Source organism: Aromatoleum toluclasticum ATCC 700605 (assembly GCF_000378245.1).
In the GTDB taxonomy this organism is placed as follows: Bacteria; Pseudomonadota; Gammaproteobacteria; order Burkholderiales; family Rhodocyclaceae; genus Aromatoleum; species Aromatoleum toluclasticum.
Genome location: NZ_KB899495.1, coordinates 290,162 through 311,128, shown reverse-complemented (window position 1 = coordinate 311,128; position 20,967 = coordinate 290,162). Strand labels below are relative to the sequence as shown.

Sequence of the window (20,967 nt, the reverse complement as noted above, 5' to 3'; positions counted from 1 at the left end):
AGAATTGGCACATACGGGCCCGTACAGCCGTTGGCCGCGGAGTTTATGCGCTTTTTCCGCCGCTTAGCAAAGAGAATGTGGGTTAATTTGCAACATGTTGCCGCCTCGTGCAGGGCGTGTTGATTAATAAGGAAAAACGGCGTTGTCAGGAAAGGAAATGCGGCGGCGCGGGGCTGTTGCGCGACTGTTCCGGGTGAGTTCCATCGTGCTGGTTGCGGTCCTTCTGTTGCGCTATGCGGTGCTCGAGGCGTCCGTGTTCCCGGCCGACTGCAAGCCGCTGCTCGCCGATGGCCCGGAGGGGATGTGTCTCGCGAAATGGGCGCTCGTCCAGTTGTTCATGCAGCAGCGGCTCGGCTGGGTCAGCCTGGTTCTGGGCCTGCTCGCCTTCGTGTCGCGCCGGCGGCCTGTCGCCTGGGGCGGATGGCTTTGCGGGGTCGCGGGGCTCGTGCTCTACAGCTTCGATTACGCCGCCGTGGGCGCCATGCTGTCGCTACTGGTCCTTGCGCGCGACGGCACGCAGGCACGGCGCGGCGAGGATCAGGCCCGTGGCGAGCCACGCGATGGCCTGCGGGTTGAGGGGCTCCGATAGCCAGCGGCCGACCACGCATACGGCGGTCACGAGGCCGCACACCTTTTCGTCGACGCCGAAACGGGTCGCCGTCCACCATCCGGTGACGCCGAACACGAGGGCAGGGACGAGGTACAGGAACACCGGGAAATCGCGGTAGCGCGGGTCGGCGAATAGCAGCAGGGCAGCGACCGCCGCGGCGAACAGCAGGAATCCCCGCAGCAATCCGAGCCACTGCCCGGCAGTCAGGCCGCTCAACCGACCGGCGCGAGCGGCCGCCCAGGCCTCGCTCGCCGGGCTGATCGGCGTTGCGGCCGACCAGCGCGATGCGGCAAGGGCGCTCGTCAGGCCCAGCGCGCCGATGCTGCCGAGCAGCCACCATTCGAACGGGTCACGCCAGGCAAGCTGCGCATGCTCCCACCCGAGAACGGCGGCGAGCCCGGCGACGGCGCCGGTCATGCCCAGTGCGGCACGCCGCGCGGGGCTGCCGTGCGTGCCGAGCGCCAGCAGCAGGCACAGGACGGCGCCCAGCGCGGCGCCGGCCAGCGGGCTTGCGACGCCGGAGCGCTCGGTGACGGGGCCTGCGAGGGGGAACTTGGGGGCGAGGTCGGTGCCCAGCATGCCCCAGTAGCCGCCGACCGTGCCTTCGAGGCGGCGTTTCCACGGCTGGTCGATGGCTTCGATGAGGTTGTAGTTCCAGCCCTTCTCGTGCGCGATATGCACGAACTCGCGGATGTAGCGCGCCTGATTGACCTGGGAAGGTTCCGAATCCTGGCGCTGGCGCCCGGCGCTGGGCCAGCCGGTCTCACCGATCATCAGCGGCTTGTCGAAATGGCCCCCGACCTCGTCGAACACCTCGGCGACGTGGGCGACGGCGCGGTCGATCGCGACCGGGTGGTCTTCCCAGAACGGGAGGATGTGGACCGTGACCCAATCGACCGACTCCGCTAGCTTCGGGTGCTTCAGCCAGAATTCCCAGACGTCCGCATAGGTCACGGGTACCTTGACGCGTGCACGTGCGTAGTCGATCAGCTCGCGCATTTCCGCCTCGGTCCGCTCGCGGCGAAGCAGTACCTCGTTGCCGACGATCAGCACGCGAACGACGTCGGCGTATTCGTTGGCAAGCCCGATCGCGTGGTCGAGCTGCTTCATGTTGCGCCTGGCGTCGGCATTGACCCAGGCGCCGAGCAGCACCTTGAGCCCGACCTCGCGCGCTACGGCGGGCACCTGGTCCAGCCCCTGGTCGACCGAATAGATGCGCACGCACTCGGTGATCTTCGCCAGCGCGGCGAGGTCCGCGGCGATCTGCTCGCGCGAGATCATGAGCTTTTCGTCGAACGGCGTCTGGCCGGGAAGCCGGTAGGGGGCGTAGGACACGCATTTCAGCCGCTCGCCGTCCGCGAGCTTGAGGTCATGCATCGGCACCGGCCGGGTCTGCTGCACAAGCAGGATTCCCAGGACCAGCAGGACGGCCAGGCTTGCGACGAGCAGGCTGAACCAGTTGCGGTCGTTCGGCGGGGACGGGCTATGCATGGGCATGAAAATGCGTTCTGGTTTGGTGGCTGATGGCCGAAAAAAAGCCACGCCGGCGTGGCGTGGCTTCCGTTCGCAAGAAGCGGCGCGATTTTAGCCTGCGTAATCTTCCATCGGCACGCAGGCGCAGAACAAATTGCGGTCTCCGTACACGTCGTCGATGCGATTGACGCTTGGCCAGAACTTGTTCTCGGCGACCCAGGACAGCGGGAAGACCGCCTGCTCGCGGGTATAGCTGCGGGCCCAGTCGCCGAGGAAATCCGCTTGGGTGTGGGGTGCGTTCTTCAGCGGGTTGTCCTCGGCGGCCCAGCGGCCGGCCTCGATCTCGCGGATCTCGTTGCGGATGGAGATCATCGCGTCGATGAAGCGGTCCAGTTCGCCCAGGTCTTCCGACTCGGTGGGCTCGACCATGATCGTGCCGGCCACCGGGAAGGACATCGTCGGTGCGTGGAAGCCGTAGTCCATCAGGCGCTTGGCGATATCCACCTCGCTGATTCCGGTCGCGGCCTTGATCGGGCGGACATCCAGGATGCACTCGTGCGCGACGCGCCCCTGCGAGCCTGTGTACAGCACCGGATAATGGTCGGCGAGGCGGTTGGCGATGTAGTTCGCATTGAGGATCGCCGCCTGAGTGGCCTGCTTGAGGCCTTCCCCGCCCATCATCGCGATGTACATCCACGAGATCGGGAGGATGCTCGCCGAGCCGAAGGGCGCGGCGCTGACGGCGCCCTGGCCCTTGTTCGGGCGGTCTTCGCCTCCGGTCGCGGCGACGGCGTGGTCGGCCATGAAGGGGGCAAGGTGCGCCGCGAGGCCGATCGGGCCCATGCCCGGTCCGCCGCCGCCGTGCGGGATGCAGAAGGTCTTGTGCAGGTTCATGTGGCTGACGTCCGCACCGATGTGGGCGGGGGAGGTCAGGCCGACCTGGGCGTTGAGGTTGGCGCCGTCCATGTAAACCTGGCCGCCATGTTCATGCACGATGGCGCAGATCTCGCGGATCGCCTCCTCGAACACGCCGTGCGTAGAGGGGTAGGTGATCATCAGCGCGGCGAGGCGGTCGACATGCCGGGCGGCCTTCTCGCGCAGGTCGGCGACTTCCACGTTGCCCTTGTCGTCGCACGCGACCACCACCACTTCCATGCCGCACATCTGTGCTGTCGCGGGGTTCGTGCCGTGCGCGGACTTCGGGATCAGGCACACGTTGCGGTGACCTTCGCCGCGGCTGGCGTGATAGCGGGCGATTGCCACGAGACCGGCATACTCGCCCTGGGCGCCCGAGTTCGGTTGCATGCAGATCGCCGGGAAACCGGTGACCGCCCTGAGGTAGTCCGCCAGGCCTTCGATCATCTCGAGGCAGCCGGCCACCTGCTCGCGCGGCGCGAAGGGGTGCATGTTCGCGAATTCCGGCCATGTCACGGGGATCATCTCGCTCGTCGCATTGAGCTTCATCGTGCAGCTGCCGAGCGAGATCATCGAGTGGTCGAGGGCGAGGTCGCGGTTCTGCAGTTTCTTCAGGTAGCGCAGCATCTGGTGTTCGGTGCGGTGCATCGTGAACACGGGATGCTTCAGGATCGCATCCTCGCGCAGCAGCGCCGGCGGGATGGCGCCGCCGTTCGCAGCGACCACGGCGTCGAGTGCGGCGATATCGGTGGTTGCGCCGAAGCACTGGAGCACGGCTGCGATGTCGGCAGCCGTCGTCGTCTCATCGACCGAGACGCCTAGCGTATTGTCCGAGACCTTGCGCAGGTTGAAGCCGGCAGCCTCGCACGCGGCGGTGATCTTGCCGGTCCGCGAGCCGGTGCCGACCTGCAGCGTGTCGAAGAAGGCTGCCGTCGGCACCGCGAATCCGCCGCGGCGCAGGCCTTCGGCGAGGATGGCGGCAAGGCGGTGGATGCGCGCGGCTATCGTGCGCAGTCCTTCCGGGCCGTGATACACCGCGTAGAACCCTGCCATGTTCGCGAGCAGGACCTGCGAGGTGCAGATGTTCGAGTTCGCCTTCTCGCGGCGGATGTGCTGCTCGCGGGTCTGCAGCGTCATGCGCAATGCCGTCTTGCCGCGCGCGTCCTTCGATACGCCGATGATGCGGCCCGGCATCGCGCGGACATTGGCCTCGCGCGTCGCGAAGAAGGCGGCGTGCGGGCCGCCGAAGCCCATCGACACGCCGAAGCGCTGGGCAGAGCCGAGCGCGATGTCGGCGCCCATTGCGCCAGGGGATTTGAGCAGCACCAGCGCCATCAGGTCCGATGCCACTGCGGTCACCGCACCCTTGGCCTTCAGTGCGGCGATCGTGTCGCCGAGGTCGGCGATCTCGCCGCGTTCGTTCGGATATTGCAGCAGCGCGCCGAAGACGTCGTGATCGGCCGCGCGGGCGGCCGGGCCGAACACCAGCTCGAAGCCGAAATACGTGGCGCGGGTGCGCACGACATCGATGGTCTGCGGGAAGCAGGCCTCGTCGATGAAGAAGGCGTTCGCTTTCGACTTGCTGATGCGTCGCGCCATCGTCATCGCCTCGGCGGCGGCCGTGGCTTCATCGAGCAGCGAAGCGTTCGCGAGCTCCAGTCCGGTGAGGTCGATCACCATCTGCTGGTAGTTCAGCAGTGCCTCCAGGCGGCCTTGGGAGATTTCCGCCTGATACGGCGTGTAGGCGGTATACCAGCCGGGATTTTCCATCACGTTGCGCAGGATCACCGCCGGCGTGTGGGTGCCGTAATAGCCCATGCCGATCAGCGATTTCTTCACGACGTTCTTCTGCGCGATCGAACGCAGCTCGGCCAGCGCCTCGTGTTCCGGTTTCGCCGCGCCGAGGGGCAGGGGGGCGGGCAGGCGGATCGCCGCAGGGACGGTCTGGTCGATCAGCGCGTCCAGCGTCGGGGCGCCAATCGCCGCAAGCATCTTCGCGGTCTCGGCGGGATTCGGCCCGACGTGGCGGGCGATGAAGGCATCGCGCTGCTCGAGCCGGGACAGGGGGGCACGCACGGAGGAGGAGACAGGGGTGTTCGACATGAAGAAAACTCGACTGGTGTGCCGGGCCGCGCATCGTCGGCCCGGGAGGGAGGTGCGTGCGACGGGATCAGGCGTTGGCGACGGCTTCGTAGCCGGCGGCGTCGAGCAGCTTGCCGAGATCGGCTGCAGCGTCGGGCCGGATCTTGAACAGCCAGGTCGCGTAGGCGTCGGCATTCACTGATTCGGGCGCATCGACGGCCGCCTGGTTGGATTCGACGACCTCGCCCGATACCGGAGCGTAGATGTCCGATGCTGCCTTGACCGACTCGATCACCGCGCACGCTTCGCCCGCAGCAAGCGTGCGGCCCGCTTCGGGCAACTCGAGGTAGACCACGTCACCCAGCGCCTCCTGGGCGTGATCGGTCACACCCACGGTCAGCGTGCCGTCGGCTTCGACACGGATCCACTCGTGCGACTCGGTGTACTTGAGATTTGCGGGAATGTTGCTCATGGCGGGCTCCAAGGATGGAAGGTTCGTGTGCCGGGCTCTCGGTCCGGATGCAGTGTTGCGTCGGGAAAAATCGGAAGGTCGGCGTCAGGCCGGCGGGGAGCCGGTGCTGCCCGCCCGTGCTGCCCTGCAGCGCCGTGGCGGCGTTCGCGGCCCGTCGACGCGCCGGTGCGTCGGGCCGGGACGATAGGGGAATGGTTCGCGCTTGAACGCGACGCGGGGAACTGCGGGCGACGGATCGGGCCGGGTGAAACGGCGTCTGCATGGGGGAACGGGGTGCTCCTGCCGAAACGCGGGATTCGTTGTCGGAACTGCCGGTTGTCGAGACTGCAAGCGCAATGCCCTTGGGCCTGCTTCGCAGCGCCGTGCTCGCCCGACTCCGGTGCCGGGGGGAGCGGTGGAGGTCGCAGCGGTTGCGGTCGATGCACCCGCTCTGCATGCCTTCAACATGCTCCTGTCGTCTTCCGGGTCGGCATTCGGTCGTCGGTCCACTTGCCTGCGCGATCTCCTGGGTACTGCCATTGGAGATTCCCTCGCCGGGAGGCTCCCCCGCGCGACGGGCGGACGATAGCACCAAGGGGAGGGGCTGGCAACGGCTGGGGCGGCCCTGCGGTTTGCTATCATGAAAAAAAATCAGTTTCGGCCTCCGGCCGGGATAGCGCCGCAGGTTTCCCCGACAATGTTCCTGAATCCCGATCTTCACTGCCACTCGACCGTCTCGGATGGTTGGCTGACGCCCGCCGAGGTGGTGCGGCGCGCGGCGGCCAATGGCGTCGACCTGCTTGCGCTCACCGATCACGACGAGGTCGGGGGAATCGACGAGGCAGGGGCGGCCGCGCGTGAGTGTGGCATTGCGCTGGTGCCGGGGGTCGAGATTTCGGTGACTTTTCGCGATGAGACGATCCATGTCGTCGGTCTCGGCATAGACCACCGCAATGTGCGGCTGCTCGACGGTCTGGCGCAGGTGCGCAGCGGGCGCGAGCAGCGTGCGCAGGCGATGAGCGACGCGCTCGACGCGGTCGGATTGCATGGCGTGCTCGACGGTGCCCGCCGGTTTGCGCGCAATCCGGCGCTGGTCGGCCGCGCACATTTCGCCCGCCACATCGTGGCGAGCGGACTGATGCCCGATGTCGCAACGGTGTTTCGCTACTATCTCGCCCGCGGCAAGCCGGGGTTCGTTCCCCATGTATGGGCGCGGATCGACGATGCAGTGGGCTGGATCCGCGCGGCGGGGGGGGTCGCCGTGATCGCCCATCCCGGGCGCTACCGTCTTTCCGCAAGCGACATGGAAGCACTCTTCGACAGCTTCACCGCCGGCGGCGGCGAGGCGCTGGAGGTCGTTTCCGGCGCCCATGCGGAATCGGACGTGCTGCGCTTCGCGAGCGTTGCGCGCCGCCGCGGACTGCTTGCCTCGCGCGCATCCGATTTCCACGGCAGCGGCGAAAGCCCCGTGGATCTCGGTCGCTGCGATCCGCTGCCGCCCGACCTCGTTCCCGTCTGGTCGCGGCTCGGTGCAATTGTGCCGAGCGCCGGCTCGCACCCCTGACCCCCAGAAGGCATTCATGGCCCAGTTCTTTTCGCTTCACCCCGAAATTCCCCAGCCGCGGCTGATCCGCCAGGCCGCCGAGATCATGCGCGCCGGCGGACTCGTGGCATTTCCGACCGATTCGGCCTACGCGCTCGGCGGCATCACCGGCGACGCCGACCTGCTGCAGCGTATCCGGCGGTTGCGTGGCGTGGATGAACGGCACAACTTCACGTTGATGTGTCGCGATCTCTCGGAGATAGCGAAGTACGCGCGGGTCGACAACGCCCAGTATCGCCTGCTGAAGGCGGTCACTCCAGGTCCGTATACTTTCATTCTCGAAGGTACGAAGGAATTGCCCAGGCGCGTGCTGCACCCGAAGCGCAAGACCATCGGCCTGCGCGTCCCCGAGCATCCGGTCGTGGCGGCGCTGTTGCAGGAGCTGGACGAGCCCATCCTCACCTCGACGCTCCTGCTGCCGGACGACGACCTGCCCCTGACCGATCCCGAGGAAATCCGCGATCGCCTGGAAAAACAGGTCGAACTGGTCATCGAGGCCGGCTTCTGCGGCCCCGAGGCGACGACCGTGATCGACCTCACGTCGGGCGTGCCGGTGCTCGTCCGTGCCGGCCGCGGCGACCTGGCACCTTTCGGATTCGAAGCCGACTGAGCGCACGGGCGGACCGCGCGTTGGGGCGGAGGGGATTTGCCCGCTCTGCTAGAATGCAACGTTTTGCCCCCCGACTTCATGGATTCGCTGATCGCTACCCTTGCCATCTGGGCCCTGCCGGTGCTGCTTGCCATCACGCTGCACGAGGCGGCGCACGGCTACGTGGCGCGGCATTTCGGTGATCCCACCGCGGAGCAGGAGGGGCGCATCACCCTCAATCCGTTCAAGCACATAGACCCCGTCGGAACCGTGCTCGTGCCGGTCGCCATCCTCGCGCTGAGTGCGTTGCTGGGCGGCGGTGGCATGCTGTTCGGCTGGGCGAAGCCCGTGCCCGTCAACTTCAACCGCCTGCGCCGGCCGAAGGCGGACATGTTGTGGGTTGCGGCGGCGGGGCCGTTCATGAATTTCCTCATGGCCCTCGGCTGGGCCCTGCTGTTGAAGCTCGGTATGTCCGATCCGCACGGCAGCTACGCGGAGCCGATGCGCGAGATGGGCGTGGCCGGCATCCAGATCAACTCGGTGCTGATGCTGCTCAACCTCCTGCCGATCCCGCCGCTCGACGGCGGTCGCATCCTCGTCAGCCTGCTTCCGCACCGGCTGGCCTGGAAGTTCTCGCGCATCGAGCCCTACGGCTTTCCGATTCTTCTCGTGCTCCTTTTTACCGGCATCCTCGGCCACATTTTGTGGCCGCTGATTGCACTCTTCCAGATCCTTCTCGCGACGCTTTTCGGGTTCTAAATCATGTACGCAGAACGTGTTCTCTCTGGCATGCGCCCGACCGGGCGACTTCATCTGGGCCACTACCACGGTGTGCTCAAGAACTGGGTCAAACTGCAGGAAGAGTATCCCTGCCTGTTCTTCGTTGCCGACTGGCATGCGCTGACGACGGTCTACGACAGCCCCGAGGTCATTGCCGACAGCGTGTGGGACATGCTCGTCGATTGGCTCGCGGCCGGCGTCGATCCCGAGAAGGCGACGATCTTCATCCAGTCCAAGCTCCCGCAGCACGCCGAGTTGCACCTGCTGCTGTCGATGATTTCGCCGGTCGGCTGGCTCGAACGCGTCCCGACCTACAAGGACCAGCAGGAAAAACTCGCCCACAAGGATCTCGCGACCTACGGCTTCCTCGGTTACCCGCTGCTGATGTCGGCGGACATCCTCCTGTACCGTGCGGACAAGGTCCCGGTCGGCGAGGATCAGGTGCCGCACATCGAGTTCACGCGCGAGATCGCCCGGCGCTTCAATCACCTCTTCGGGCGCGAGCCCGGCTTCGAGGACAAGGCGAAGGATGCCGTCAAGAAGCTCGGTGGCAAGGCCGGCAAGCTGTTCGAGGAACTGCGCAAGCGCTTCCAGCAGGAAGGCGACGCCGAGGCGCTCGAACAGGCGCGGCTCATGCTGCGCGAGGCGGGCAGCGTGGGGCATGTCGATCTCGAGCGTCTGCACGGCTACCTCGAGGGCAGCGGCAAGATGATCCTCGTGGAGCCGGGTGCGCTCCTCACCGAGGCCGCCCGCATGCCCGGGCTGGACGGCCAGAAGATGTCGAAGAGCTACGGCAACACCATCTTCCTGCGCGAGGATCCGGCCACGGTCACAAAGAAGATCCGTACCATGCAGACCGACCCGGCGCGCGTGCGCCGCACCGATCCGGGCGATCCGGACAAGTGCCCGGTGTGGCAGTTCCACGTCATCTATTCGGATGAGGACACGCGCAGCTGGGTCCAGAAGGGCTGCCGCAGCGCCGGCATCGGCTGCATCGAATGCAAGCAGCCGGTCATCGACGGGGTTCTGAAGGAGCAGGTCGTCATGCACGAGCGCGCCCAGCGTTACATCGAGGATCCCGCATTGATGCGGCGTATCGTCGCCGATGGCTGCGAGCGGGCAAGCGTGCTCGCCGAAGAGACGATGCGGGACGTGCGCGAGGCGATGGGCCTCTCGTATCGCTGACGCTCTGGCAAAGGGTGGCTTGCAGGATGAATGCGGTATGAACCTGCCGCTTGCACTGACCCCGGCCGAGACGCCCGTCCCGGTCGAGGTCTTCGCTCGCCTGTACGGTGAGCCGCTCCTCGAGCTGCCCAAGGATCTCTACATCCCGCCCGATGCGCTGGAAGTCTTCCTCGAAGCCTTCGAGGGGCCGCTCGACCTGCTGCTCTACCTGATCCGCAAGGCCAACCTCAACATCCTCGACATTCCGATGGCTCCGCTCACAAGGCAGTATCTCGGCTATGTCGAGGCGATGCGCCGCCACAATCTCGAGCTCGCGGCCGACTACCTGCTGATGGCCGCGACGCTGCTGGAGATCAAGTCGCGCATGCTGCTGCCGCGTCCGCCGCGCGCGAGCGAGGACGAGTCGCTCGATCCGCGCGCCGAGCTCGTGCGCCGGTTGGTCGAATATGAACAGATGAAGATGGCGGCGGCGCGGCTCGACGCCTTGCCGCGTATCGAACGCGATCACGAGTGGGTCAGCGTCTTCGTCGCCGAGAAGGTCGTCGAGCGCCTGCCCGAGGTCAGCCTGCACGATCTGCAGTTCGCGTGGCTCAAGATCATGAAGAAGGCCCGCCTCACCCAGCATCACCAGGTGAAGCGCGATGAACTGTCGGTGCGCGAGCACATGACGGCGATCCTGCGCAAGCTCTCGGACGGCAGCTTTGTCGTCTTCGATTCCCTGTTCGAATCCTCGCGCGGTCCGGTCAGTCTGGTCGTGAGCTTCCTCGCGGTGCTTGAACTCGTGAAGGAAAAACTCGTGCAGGTCGCCCAGAACGAGCCCTTCGCCCCGATCTACGTGAAACTCGCCGATGCAGCCAACGACGCCTGATGACTTCAAGCGCGTGATCGAGGCGGCGCTGCTCGCTGCAGCTGCGCCGCTGCCGGTCGCGGATGTCCGGCGCCTCTTCGATCCCGACCCTGGGGCGGATCTCGTCCGGCGCCTGCTCGACGAGCTGCGCGGCGACTGGACCGGGCGGGGCGTCGAGTTGGTGCAGCTCGCCTCCGGCTGGCGTTTCCAGACACGACCGGAGTATCAGGTCTTCCTCGATCGGCTCAAGGAAGAGAAGCCGCCGAAGTATTCGCGCGCCGTACTGGAAACGCTCGCGATCATCGCCTATCGTCAGCCTGTCACGCGCGGCGACATCGAGGATATCCGCGGCGTGGCCGTGTCTCCCAATGTGCTGAAGACGCTCGAGTCGCGGGGCTGGATAGACATCGTCGGTCATCGCGATACCCCCGGTCGTCCGGCCTTGTTCGCGACGACGCGGCGGTTTCTCGATGACCTTGGCCTGCGAAGCCTCACAGAATTGCCCGCGCTAACCGAAATCGAAAGGATCATGGACCTTGTCGACACCAAAGAAATCGAATCGGCCTCTCCGGCCGCCAACGAAGAAGAAAACTGAGCCTGCGGCCGCGCCGCAGCCCGCGCGCGCGCGCGGCGCCCGTCTGCCCGACGGCGCCGGAATGCCTGCGGAGCCGGAGCGCGACCATCCGGCGCGGCGGGGGCAGGCCGGCGGTCGCGGTGCGCCGCAGGAAGAGCACGAACCGGAACGGCTGCAGAAAGTCCTCGCCCGCCTGGGGGTCGGCTCGCGGCGCGAGATCGAGGAATGGGTCGTCGCCGGGCGCATCACCGTCAACGGCGAGCCCGCGGAACTCGGGCAGAAGATCGGCCCCGGGGACCGGGTGAAGGTCAATGGCAGGCTTCTTTCCGTGAAGTTCGCCGCGCGCGCACCACGCGTGTTGATCTACCACAAGCCGGAAGGTGAAATCGTCTCGCGAGAAGATCCGGACGGGCGGCCAACCGTTTTCGAACGCCTGCCGCTGCTGCGCAAGGGGCGCTGGATTGCCGTCGGCCGGCTCGACTTCAACACTTCAGGCCTGCTGCTATTCACCAATGACGGAACGCTCGCCAACCGCCTCATGCATCCGCGCTACGAACTGGAGCGCGAATATGCGGTACGCCTGCTCGGTGAGCTCACCGATGAGCAGATCGAGTCGCTCAAGGTCGGGATACAGCTCGAAGACGGCCTCGCGCGCTTCACAAGCCTCACCGACCAGGGAGGGGAGGGCGCGAACCACTGGTACAAGGTCACGTTGTCCGAAGGGCGTAATCGCGAGGTGCGGCGTATGTTCGAGGCCGTAGGGCTGACGGTTAGCCGCCTGATGCGCGTGCGCTACGGCCCGGTGACCCTGTCGTCCCGCCTCAAGCGTGGCATGTGGATGGAAATGCCAGAGGAAGAAGTGTACAAGCTGGCCGGTCTTCCGCAGCCGCAACGCCAGGTTTCGGCGCGAACCGCGGAAAAGGCGCGACAGGTCCGCGTGCACACCACCACGCCGCGCGGGCGGACATGAGAGGCGAGGGGTGCGGCCTGCTTCGCAATTGCCTGTTTTCAATGGGGCGGTTATAATCGCAAAGCTTTGATACCGGCTTCGCGCCGGCATCGTTTTTGTGGATGGGATCAACAAAGATGGGCGTTATGCCCATTTTTTATTTGTGGGCGTGGAAATGGACGTGGAACGTCTGGTCGAGCAGGTGGTAACCGGCCTGGGTTTCGAACTGGTGGATTTCGAGACTTCCCCGAAGGGGCGGTTGATGCGCGTGTTCATCGATATCGAGCGCGGCGTGAATGTCGATGATTGTGCAACGGTCAGCAACCAGCTGACGCGCGTTTTCGAAGTCGAGAACGTGGACTACGACCGCCTCGAGATTTCCTCGCCGGGCCTCGACCGGCCGCTCAAGAAGGCCGCTGACTTCGAACGCTTCGTCGGTAGCGACGTGCAGGTTCGCCTGCGCATGCCGATCGGCAATCAAAGGAATTTCGCAGGCGTGCTCACGGGCTTTGCCGAAGGTGTGGTGCATCTGAGCACCGAGAAGGGTGAAGTTGCTCTTCCCTTCGACGAGGTCGAGAAAGCGCGTCTCGTGCCCAGATTTTGAATTCGTGTGTGGAGATTTTGATTAATGAGCCGCGAAATTTTGCTGCTTGTCGATGCGCTGGCGCGCGAAAAGAATGTAGCCAAGGACATCGTGTTCGGTGCCCTGGAGACGGCTCTCGCCTCCGCAACGAAGAAGCGCATCAATGACGAAGCCGATGTGCGCGTGATCATCGATCGCGAGACCGGCGATTATGAATCGTTCCGCCGCTGGGTCGTGCTGCCGGACGAGGAAGTCGTCAACGACGAGGCCGAGATGGGCATCATCGACGCCCGCGAAGTCCAGGCCGGCATCCAGGTCGGCGAATTCATCGAGGAGCCGCTCGAGCCGATCGATTTCGGCCGCATCGGCGCCCAGGCAGCCAAGCAGGTGATCCTGCAGCGCATCCGCGATGCCGAGCGCGAGCAGGTGCTCAATGACTTTCTCGACCGCAAGGAACATCTCGTTTCCGGTTCGATCAAGCGCATGGAGCGCGGCAACGCGATCATCGAAGTCGGCCGCCTCGAGGCCATGATCCCGCGCGACCAGATGATTCCGCGCGAAAATCTGCGCGTCGGCGACCGCGTCAAGGCCTTCCTGCTGCGCATCGACCGGGGTGCCCGCGGTCCGCAGCTGATCCTGTCGCGCACGGCTCCGGAATTCCTCGGCAAGCTGTTCGAGCTTGAGGTGCCCGAAATCGAGGACGGGCTTCTGGCGATCAAGGCTTGCGCCCGCGATCCCGGCCTGCGCGCGAAGATCGCCGTGCAGTCGAACGACGCACGCATAGATCCGATCGGCACCTGCGTCGGTCTGCGCGGCTCGCGCGTGACCGCGGTGCGCAACGAGATTGCCGGCGAGCAGATCGACATCATCGTGTGGTCGTCGGATCCGGCCCAGTTCGTGATCTCCGCGCTGCAGCCGGCCGAAGTCGTGTCCATCGTGGTGGACGAGGAAAGCCACAGCATGGACGTCGTCGTCGACGAGAACAACCTCGCGATCGCGATCGGGCGTAACGGACAGAACGTGAAGCTTGCGTCCGAGCTCACCGGCTGGACCATCAACCTGATGAGCGAAGAGGAGTCCGCGCAGAAGTCCGGCGAGGAGCGCCAGGGTCTGCGCCAGCTCTTCATCGATAAGCTCGATGTCGACGAGGAGCTCGCCGACATCCTGATCGACGAAGGTTTCTCGTCGCTCGAGGAAATCGCGTACGTGCCGCTCGCCGAAATGCTCGAGATCGAAGCCTTCGATGAAGAGACGGTCAACGAGCTGCGCAACCGTGCGCGCAACGTTCTGCTCACCGAGGCCATCGTGACCGAAGAGCAGCTGGAAAATGTTTCCGACGATCTGATCAATCTCGACGGGATGGACAAGCCGCTCGCTGCCAAGCTGGCCGAGCATGGCGTACGCACCCGCGACGATCTGGCCGATCTCGCAGTCGATGAGCTCGTCGAAATCGCCGGAATCGAACAAGAACGTGCCAGCGCGCTGATATCCGTCGCGCGCGCGCACTGGTTCGAAGAATGAGGGGAGGGCACTGACTGATGGAACAAATGAGCGTAAACCAGTTCGCCGGCGAACTTAGAATGCCGGCAGCGGTACTGCTCGAGCAGTTGCAGAAAGCCGGTGTTGAGAAGACCAGCCCCGACCAGTTGCTGACCGAGCAGGACAAGGCGCGGTTGCTCGAGTATCTGCGTCGCTCGCACGGTGACAGCCAGCCCAAGGGCAAGATCACGCTGACCCGCAAGCAGACGTCCGAGATCCGCGCGACGGACTCGTCCGGCCGCGCCCGTACCGTTCAGGTTGAAGTGCGCAAGAAGCGCGTGTTCGTGAAGCGCGATGAAACGGGCGCAGAGTCCGGTGTCGGCGAGCTGTCCGGAGTCGAGGAAACGCTGGCTGCCGAGGTCGAGGCAATGGTCGAGCCCGCGGTCGACATCGTGTCCGAGGCTCCCGTGGAAGAAATTTCGCCTGTCGTCGAGGCGGAGCCGGAGCCGGTCGTCGAGTCCGCTCCGGAACCCGAGCCTGAGCCCGAACCCGAACCCGAGCCCGTCATCGAAGCCGTCGCCGAGGAGCCCGAGCAGCCTGCCGCTGCAGAGGCTGTCGAAGATGCTCCCGCCGCGCCCACGTCGGTGCTGCGTCCGCGCGTCTCCATTCTCAGCGACGAGGAGCGTGCCGCACGCGAACGCGAGGCACGCCGGCACGAAGAATTGCGCGCCCGCCAGATGGCCGATCTTAAGGCCAAGCAGGAACGCGAAGCCGCCGCACGTGCGGCCGCCGAGGCTCGTCGTGCGGAAGAAGAGGCACGTGTCCGGGCGGAAGCCGAGAAGCGCGCGGAAGCAGCCAAGCCCGAAGTCCGTGAGGCCGCCAAGGCGCCCTCCGGTACGCTGCATCGTCCGGCAAAGGGCGATGATAAAGCAGGCGCCAAGGACGCGAAGCGTGGGGCGCGTGGCGGTCCCGCGGAAGCGGGTGCTGGCGACAGCGCAAAGCGCCGCGGTCTGAAGACGCGCGGTGAAGTCGGTGCCACCACCGGTTCATGGCGTGGCGCGCGTGGCGGTGGCCGCCAGGGCCGGGGGCAGCAGGACGATCACAAGTCGTTCCAGATGCCCACCGAACCGGTGGTGCGCGAGATTCACGTGCCCGAAACCATCACGGTGGGCGATCTCGCACACAAGATGGCGGTGAAGGCTGCGGAAGTGATCAAGGCCCTGATGAAGATGGGGTCGATGGTCACCATCAACCAGGTGCTGGATCAGGAAACCGCGATGATCCTGGTCGAGGAAATGGGGCACAAGGCGTTCGCTGCAAAGCTCGACGACCCGGATGCCTTCCTCGAGGACGCGGCTGTGCAGGCCGATGCGACCGTCGAACCCCGTGCGCCGGTCGTGACCGTCATGGGTCACGTCGACCACGGCAAGACGTCGCTGCTCGACTACATCCGGCGTACCAAGGTCGCCTCGGGTGAAGCCGGCGGCATCACACAGCACATCGGCGCTTATCACGTCGAAACGCCGCGCGGCATGCTCACGTTCCTGGATACCCCGGGCCACGAGGCATTCACCGCCATGCGTGCCCGCGGTGCGCAGGCTACCGACATCGTCATCCTCGTGGTCGCTGCCGACGACGGCGTGATGCCGCAGACGCGCGAGGCGATCCATCACGCGAAGGCTGCGCAAGTTCCGATCGTCGTCGCGGTGAACAAGATCGACAAGCACGAGGCCAACCCCGAGCGCGTCAAGCAAGAGCTGATCGTCGAGGGCGTCGTGCCCGAGGAATACGGCGGCGAAGTCATGTTCATCAACGTCTCGGCGAAGAGCGGTGTAGGCATCGACAGCCTGCTCGAATCCGTTCTGCTGCAGGCCGAGGTGCTCGAACTGACGGCGCCGGTCGATACGCCGGCCAAGGGTCTCATCATCGAGGCACGCCTCGACAAGGGACGCGGCCCGGTTGCGTCGTTGCTGGTTCAGTCCGGCACCCTGCGCAAGGGCGATGTCATGCTCGTGGGCGCCACTTTCGGTCGCATCCGCGCGATGCTGGACGAAAATGGCAAGGCGATCGACGAGGCTGGTCCGTCCATTCCGGTTGAGGTGCTCGGCCTTTCGGATGTGCCGTCTGCCGGCGACGAGGCGATCGTCCTCGCCGACGAGAAGAAGGCTCGCGAAATCGCATTGTTCCGCCAGGGCAAGTTCCGCGAAGTGAAGCTCGCCAAGCAGCAGGCCGCCAAACTCGAGAGCATGTTCGAGCAGATGGCCGAGGGCGAGGTCAAGTCCCTGCCGCTCATCATCAAGGCCGACGTGCAGGGTTCGCAGGAAGCCCTCGTGCAATCGCTCAACAAGCTGTCCACGGACGAGGTCCGCGTCAACGCGATCCACTCCGCGGTCGGCGCGATTTCCGAGTCCGACGTCAACCTGGCGCAGGCCTCGGGTGCGGTCATCATCGGCTTCAACACGCGTGCCGATGCCGGGGCGCGCAAGCTCGCCGAGACCTTCGGCGTGGATATCCGTTACTACAACATCATCTACGATGCCGTGGATGATGTCAGGGCAGCATTGTCGGGTCTGCTGTCGCCGGAAAGGCGCGAGAATCAGCTCGGTCTCGTCGAAGTCCGCCAGGTGTTCCGCGTACCCAAGATCGGCACCGTCGCGGGCTGCTACGTGCTCGAAGGCCTCGTCAAGCGTGGTGCGCAGATTCGCGTGCTGCGTGGCAACGTCGTCGTCCATACGGGCGAGCTGGAATCGCTCAAGCGCTTCAAGGACGACGTCAAGGAAGTCAAGTTCGGCTTCGAATGCGGCTTGTCGGTGAAAAACTACAACGATGTCCAGGAAGGCGATCAGCTCGAAGTGTTCGAAATCCAGGAAATCGCGCGGACGCTCTAAGAGATGCCCAAGGAGTATTCCCGCAGCCAGCGCGTGGCAGAGCAGGTCCGCCGCGAACTGGCCGAGCTGATCCGGCTGGAAGTGAAGGATCCCCGCGTGGGATTCATCACGCTGACCGACGTCGAGATCACCCCCGACTACGCACATGCCAAGGTGTTCTTCACCTCGATGCGCGGCGAGGAGGGGCTCGACGAAATCCTCATCGGCCTGCGCCGCGCGAGCGGATTCCTGCGCCGGGAGCTTGGTAAGCGTGTGCGTATCCACACGCTGCCCGAACTGCACTTCCATTACGACCCGTCCGTCGAGCGCGGCAACCGCATGTCGAAACTGATCGATCAGGTGGTGCGCGAGGATGATGCGCGCCACAAGGACGATCCGGAAAGCTGAGCGGTCTTGAAAGCGCAGAAGCAATTCAGGCACCAGCGCCGCGCGCTGGACGGCGTCCTGCTGCTCGACAAGCCGCAGGGCATCACGTCGAATGCGGCGTTGCAGACGGCGCGCCGTCTGCTCAATGCGGCAAAGGCGGGGCATACCGGTACGCTAGATCCGATGGCGACGGGGCTGCTACCGCTGACCTTCGGGGAGGCGACGAAGTTCTCGCAGATGCTGCTCGACGCCGACAAGGAATACGAGGCGACCGTCCGTCTGGGCATCGAGACGGATACCGGCGATGCCGAAGGGCGTCCGATTGCCGAAGCGCCGGTGTCCGTCTCGGAAGATGACGTACGCACGGCGCTGGTGCGCTTCACCGGCGAGATCGATCAGGTCCCGCCGATGTACTCGGCGCTCAAGCGCGACGGCAAGCCCCTGTACGAATATGCGCGCGCCGGCATCGAGGTCGAGCTGGCTCCGCGCCGCGTCACGATCCATGCGCTCGAGTTGCTCGAATTCGGCGGGGAAACCTTTAGTATCCGGGTTGCATGCAGCAAGGGCACGTATATCAGGACGCTCGCGATCGATCTCGGACGGATTCTCGGCTGCGGGGCGCATCTCTCGGCGTTGCGGCGCACGCGCATCGGTCCGTTCGCAGTCGGTTCCGGCGCCGTGACGCTCGCCGGGCTTGAAGCTGCGTCGGCCGAAGAGAGGGAAGGCTTGCTTGCACCGGCCGACGCGCTGGTGGCGCATCTGCCCGAGGTGGCACTCTCCGCCGCACAGGCCGCCGGTTTGCTGCAGGGGCGTGCGCTGCTTCTCGAGTGCCGCGAACGGGGCCTCGTCAGGGTTTACGGGGACGGGCGCTTTCTCGGTCTGGGGGAATTGGGCGATGACAGCCGCCTGTTGCCCAAACGCCTCGTTGCAACCGGTACCACAGCACGGCTGTCTTGATAATCATTGAGTTTTTCATGGTGCGTTGGGTATAATCCCACGCTTCTGATTGGCAGAAAACGAAAAGAGTAAATACCCACATGGCTCTCGATACCGCATCCAAGGCGCAGATCGTCACCGACTTCCAGCGTGCGCAAGGCGACACAGGTTCGCCGGAAGTGCAGGTCGCTCTGCTCACCGCCCGCATCAACGGGCTAACCGGTCACTTCAAGGCCAACGCGAAGGATCATCACTCGCGTCGCGGCCTGCTCAAGATGGTCAGCCAGCGCCGCAAGCTGCTGGACTACCTGAAGGGCAAGAATGCCGACAGCTATCGCAGCCTGATCGAACGTCTGGGTCTGCGCAAGTAAATCGCTGGCCGTGTCGCGTCTGACAGCGTCGCAAAAGACAAGGTAAGCGAACAAGCCGGTGCGGATCCCGCGGGGTCGCACCGGCTTTGTTTTTGCTGTCAGGGTTGCGTGACCGGGACAGCTTCGCAGTTGTAGTCTGCTGCTTACTCTCACCTAAAGGATATTCAACTTGCCTACCGCCATCAAAAAAACATTCGCATACGGCGCGCATACCGTCACCATCGAGACCGGCGAGATTGCCCGTCAGGCGGGTGGTGCCGTCATCGTGAACATGGATGACACGATGGTCCTGGCGACCGTCGTTGCCGCCAAGGACGCCAAGCCCGGGCAGGACTTTTTCCCCCTCACCGTCGACTATGTCGAGAAGTTCTACGCCGCCGGCCGTATTCCTGGCGGCTTCTTCAAGCGTGAAGGGCGTCCGACCGAGAAGGAAACGCTGACCAGCCGCCTGATCGATCGCCCGATCCGCCCGCTGTTCCCGGACGGCTTCTATAACGAAGTCCAGATCATCATCACGGTGCTTTCGCTCAACCCGGAAATCGATCCGGACATTCCGGCGATGATCGGCGCATCCGCCGCGCTGGCAATCTCGGGCGTGCCGTTCGACGGCCCGATCGGTGCCTGCCGCGTCGGTTATGCCAACGGCGAGTACATCCTCAACCCGACGGTCGAGCAGCTCAAGACCAGCCAGCTGAACCTGGTCGTTGCCGGTACCGAGGCCGCGGTGCTGATGGTCGAATCCGAAGCGCAGGAGCTGTCGGAAGAAGTGATGCTGGGTTCGGTCGTTTTCGGCCACCAGCAGATGCAGGCCGCTATCCGCGCGATCAACGAACTCGTCGAGATCGCCGGCAAGCCCGAGTGGGACTGGCAGCCGCCCGCCAAGAACGAGGCGCTCATCAACCGCATCAAGGAACTCGCGGGCGCCCAACTCGAGGATGCATTCCGCATCACGAGCAAGCAGGCCCGCACCGAGCGCGTGAACGAGATCCGCAAGAACGCGTTCGCGACGGTCACCGCAGAGATGGAAGCGGCTCCGTCCGGCAACGAGCTCAAGGACATCTTCCACGAACTCGAGGCAGGCATCGTGCGCAGCCGCATCCTGGCAGGCGAGCCGCGTATCGATGGCCGCGACACCCGCACGGTTCGCCCGATCGATATCCGCGTCGGCGTTTTGCCCCGTACGCACGGTTCGGCGCTGTTCACCCGTGGCGAGACCCAGGCGCTCGTCATCGCGACCCTGGGTACCGGGCGTGACGAGCAGATCATCGACGCGATCGCGGGCGAATACCGCGAGAGCTTCCTGCTGCACTACAACTTCCCGCCGTTCTCGACCGGCGAAACCGGCCGCATGGGCGTGACGAAGCGTCGCGAAGTCGGCCACGGCCGTCTGGCAAAGCGCGCGCTCATTGCAGCGCTGCCGGCGCCGGAGGACTTCAGCTACACGGTCCGCGTCGTGTCCGAGATCACCGAGTCCAACGGCTCGAGCTCGATGGCGTCGGTGTGCGGCGGCTCGCTCGCGCTAATGGACGCCGGCGTGCCGATGAAGGCGCACGTGGCCGGTATCGCGATGGGCCTGATCAAGGAAGGCAACCGGTTCGCCGTCCTGACCGACATCCTCGGCGACGAGGACCACCTCGGCGACATGGACTTCAAGGTCGCGGGTACCGACAAGGGCGTCACGGCGCTGCAGATGGACATCAAGATCCAGGGGATCACGAAGGAAATCATGCAGGTTGCGCTCGCTCAGGCGGGCGAGGGCCGCATGCACATCCTTGGCATCATGAAGCAGTCGCTCGCCTCGCATCGTGGTGAAGTGTCGGAGTTTGCTCCGCGCATGATCACGCTGAAGATCAATCCGGAGAAGATTCGCGACGTGATCGGCAAGGGTGGTGCGGTGATCCGCGCGCTGCAGGAAGAGACCGGGACCGTCATCGAGATCCAGGACGACGGCAACGTGACGATCTCCTCGGTTAGTGCCGAGGGCGCACAGCTCGCGAAGGAAAAGATCGACGCCATCACGGCCGAGGTCGAGGTCGGCAAGATCTACAATGGTACCGTCATCCGCCTGCTCGATTTCGGCGCGATCGTGAACATCATGCCGGGCCGTGATGGCCTGTTGCACGTGTCGCAGATCGCGAATGAACGCGTGAACAACGTCGCCGACTACGTCAAGGAAGGTCAGGCTGTGCGCGTCAAGGTCCTCGAGACCGACGAGCGTGGCAAGATCCGCCTGAGCATGAAGGCGCTGCTGGATCAGGCGGCTGAATAATTCGGTTCGACGAAATG

Annotated in this window: 18 protein-coding genes; 15 read left to right on the top strand and 3 right to left on the bottom strand. The window is 65.0% G+C overall.

Annotation, left to right across the window (positions count from 1 at the left end; translation table 11 throughout):
- Window positions 1-142 precede the first annotated feature (142 nt).
- Entirely contained in the window at window positions 143-589 is a 447-nt protein-coding gene (locus F464_RS30320) for a hypothetical protein (protein ID WP_232428886.1), read from the top strand.
- Here F464_RS30320 and F464_RS0110860 read toward each other — a convergent pair.
- From F464_RS0110860 to gcvH, 3 genes are all read right to left on the bottom strand, one after another.
- Window positions 491-2,101, bottom strand: a complete 1,611-nt coding sequence (locus F464_RS0110860) for a glycoside hydrolase family 17 protein (protein ID WP_018989833.1) — start codon at window positions 2,099-2,101, stop codon at window positions 491-493. The two genes, F464_RS30320 and F464_RS0110860, sit on opposite strands and share 99 nt — an antisense overlap.
- Before the next feature lie 93 nt (window positions 2,102-2,194).
- Complete coding sequence (gene gcvP, locus F464_RS0110855) at window positions 2,195-5,101, bottom strand: aminomethyl-transferring glycine dehydrogenase (RefSeq protein ID WP_018989832.1); 2,907 nt, start codon at window positions 5,099-5,101, stop codon at window positions 2,195-2,197.
- Window positions 5,102-5,168: 67 nt separating this feature from the next.
- Window positions 5,169-5,552, bottom strand: coding sequence for a glycine cleavage system protein GcvH (gcvH, locus tag F464_RS0110850; RefSeq protein ID WP_018989831.1), 384 nt, complete (start codon window positions 5,550-5,552; stop codon window positions 5,169-5,171).
- A gap of 676 nt (window positions 5,553-6,228) precedes the next feature.
- Between gcvH and F464_RS0110845 the strand changes: the two genes are divergently transcribed.
- The 14 genes from F464_RS0110845 (at window position 6,229) to pnp (ending at window position 20,950) form a co-directional block, all read left to right on the top strand.
- On the top strand, window positions 6,229-7,095 hold the full coding sequence (locus F464_RS0110845; protein WP_018989830.1) for a 3',5'-nucleoside bisphosphate phosphatase: 867 nt from the start codon (window positions 6,229-6,231) through the stop codon (window positions 7,093-7,095).
- Between the two features lie 16 nt (window positions 7,096-7,111).
- Entirely contained in the window at window positions 7,112-7,744 is a 633-nt protein-coding gene (locus F464_RS0110840) for an L-threonylcarbamoyladenylate synthase (RefSeq protein ID WP_018989829.1), read from the top strand.
- A gap of 78 nt (window positions 7,745-7,822) precedes the next feature.
- The gene (locus F464_RS0110835; RefSeq protein ID WP_018989828.1) at window positions 7,823-8,482 is read left to right on the top strand and encodes a site-2 protease family protein; all 660 of its coding nucleotides are present in this window, start codon (window positions 7,823-7,825) and stop codon (window positions 8,480-8,482) included.
- 3 nt (window positions 8,483-8,485) lie between these two features.
- Window positions 8,486-9,688, top strand: a complete 1,203-nt coding sequence (locus tag F464_RS0110830; protein ID WP_026295914.1) for a tryptophan--tRNA ligase — start codon at window positions 8,486-8,488, stop codon at window positions 9,686-9,688.
- A gap of 37 nt (window positions 9,689-9,725) precedes the next feature.
- Window positions 9,726-10,556 carry a segregation and condensation protein A gene (locus tag F464_RS0110825; protein ID WP_018989826.1) on the top strand — a complete coding sequence of 277 codons (831 nt, stop codon included), beginning with the start codon at window positions 9,726-9,728 and terminating at the stop codon, window positions 10,554-10,556.
- A complete protein-coding gene (gene scpB, locus F464_RS0110820; protein ID WP_018989825.1) occupies window positions 10,537-11,130 on the top strand; it encodes an SMC-Scp complex subunit ScpB in 594 nt (197 codons plus the stop codon). Before F464_RS0110825 ends, scpB begins: the two co-directional genes overlap by 20 nt.
- A gap of 61 nt (window positions 11,131-11,191) precedes the next feature.
- Window positions 11,192-12,079 (top strand): 23S rRNA pseudouridine(2605) synthase RluB, encoded by an 888-nt coding sequence (gene rluB, locus F464_RS0110815; protein WP_018989824.1) that lies wholly within the window; start codon window positions 11,192-11,194, stop codon window positions 12,077-12,079.
- Window positions 12,080-12,233: 154 nt separating this feature from the next.
- Window positions 12,234-12,662, top strand: a complete 429-nt coding sequence (gene rimP / locus F464_RS0110810) for a ribosome maturation factor RimP (protein ID WP_026295913.1) — start codon at window positions 12,234-12,236, stop codon at window positions 12,660-12,662.
- A 24-nt stretch (window positions 12,663-12,686) separates the two neighbouring features.
- The gene (gene nusA / locus F464_RS0110805) at window positions 12,687-14,162 is read left to right on the top strand and encodes a transcription termination factor NusA (RefSeq protein ID WP_018989822.1); all 1,476 of its coding nucleotides are present in this window, start codon (window positions 12,687-12,689) and stop codon (window positions 14,160-14,162) included.
- A 17-nt stretch (window positions 14,163-14,179) separates the two neighbouring features.
- Window positions 14,180-17,008: a translation initiation factor IF-2 gene (gene infB, locus F464_RS0110800; RefSeq protein WP_026295912.1), complete on the top strand. Its 2,829-nt coding sequence runs from the start codon at window positions 14,180-14,182 to the stop codon at window positions 17,006-17,008.
- A gap of 3 nt (window positions 17,009-17,011) precedes the next feature.
- Complete coding sequence (rbfA, locus tag F464_RS0110795) at window positions 17,012-17,395, top strand: 30S ribosome-binding factor RbfA (RefSeq protein WP_018989820.1); 384 nt, start codon at window positions 17,012-17,014, stop codon at window positions 17,393-17,395.
- Between the two features lie 6 nt (window positions 17,396-17,401).
- A complete protein-coding gene (gene truB, locus F464_RS0110790; protein WP_018989819.1) occupies window positions 17,402-18,331 on the top strand; it encodes a tRNA pseudouridine(55) synthase TruB in 930 nt (309 codons plus the stop codon).
- Between the two features lie 80 nt (window positions 18,332-18,411).
- A complete protein-coding gene (rpsO, locus tag F464_RS0110785; RefSeq protein WP_018989818.1) occupies window positions 18,412-18,681 on the top strand; it encodes a 30S ribosomal protein S15 in 270 nt (89 codons plus the stop codon).
- 169 nt (window positions 18,682-18,850) lie between these two features.
- Entirely contained in the window at window positions 18,851-20,950 is a 2,100-nt protein-coding gene (gene pnp, locus F464_RS0110780; RefSeq protein WP_018989817.1) for a polyribonucleotide nucleotidyltransferase, read from the top strand.
- Window positions 20,951-20,967 lie beyond the last annotated feature (17 nt).

What these genes read in the sequence shown, in the direction of transcription:
- F464_RS0110830 (WP_026295914.1), top strand. Translation starts at nt 8,486, where the DNA reads ATGTACGCAGAACGTGTTCTCTCTGGCATGCGCCCGACCGGGCGACTT.
- F464_RS0110840 (WP_018989829.1), top strand. Translation starts at nt 7,112, where the DNA reads ATGGCCCAGTTCTTTTCGCTTCACCCCGAAATTCCCCAGCCGCGGCTG.
- F464_RS0110860 (WP_018989833.1), bottom strand. Translation starts at nt 2,101, where the DNA reads ATGCATAGCCCGTCCCCGCCGAACGACCGCAACTGGTTCAGCCTGCTC.
- scpB (WP_018989825.1), top strand. Translation starts at nt 10,537, where the DNA reads ATGCAGCCAACGACGCCTGATGACTTCAAGCGCGTGATCGAGGCGGCG.
- gcvP (WP_018989832.1), bottom strand. Translation starts at nt 5,101, where the DNA reads ATGTCGAACACCCCTGTCTCCTCCTCCGTGCGTGCCCCCCTGTCCCGG.
- F464_RS0110845 (WP_018989830.1), top strand. Translation starts at nt 6,229, where the DNA reads ATGTTCCTGAATCCCGATCTTCACTGCCACTCGACCGTCTCGGATGGT.
- rpsO (WP_018989818.1), top strand. Translation starts at nt 18,412, where the DNA reads ATGGCTCTCGATACCGCATCCAAGGCGCAGATCGTCACCGACTTCCAG.
- rbfA (WP_018989820.1), top strand. Translation starts at nt 17,012, where the DNA reads ATGCCCAAGGAGTATTCCCGCAGCCAGCGCGTGGCAGAGCAGGTCCGC.
- nusA (WP_018989822.1), top strand. Translation starts at nt 12,687, where the DNA reads ATGAGCCGCGAAATTTTGCTGCTTGTCGATGCGCTGGCGCGCGAAAAG.
- rluB (WP_018989824.1), top strand. Translation starts at nt 11,192, where the DNA reads ATGCCTGCGGAGCCGGAGCGCGACCATCCGGCGCGGCGGGGGCAGGCC.
- infB (WP_026295912.1), top strand. Translation starts at nt 14,180, where the DNA reads ATGGAACAAATGAGCGTAAACCAGTTCGCCGGCGAACTTAGAATGCCG.
- rimP (WP_026295913.1), top strand. Translation starts at nt 12,234, where the DNA reads ATGGACGTGGAACGTCTGGTCGAGCAGGTGGTAACCGGCCTGGGTTTC.
- F464_RS0110835 (WP_018989828.1), top strand. Translation starts at nt 7,823, where the DNA reads ATGGATTCGCTGATCGCTACCCTTGCCATCTGGGCCCTGCCGGTGCTG.
- gcvH (WP_018989831.1), bottom strand. Translation starts at nt 5,552, where the DNA reads ATGAGCAACATTCCCGCAAATCTCAAGTACACCGAGTCGCACGAGTGG.
- F464_RS0110825 (WP_018989826.1), top strand. Translation starts at nt 9,726, where the DNA reads ATGAACCTGCCGCTTGCACTGACCCCGGCCGAGACGCCCGTCCCGGTC.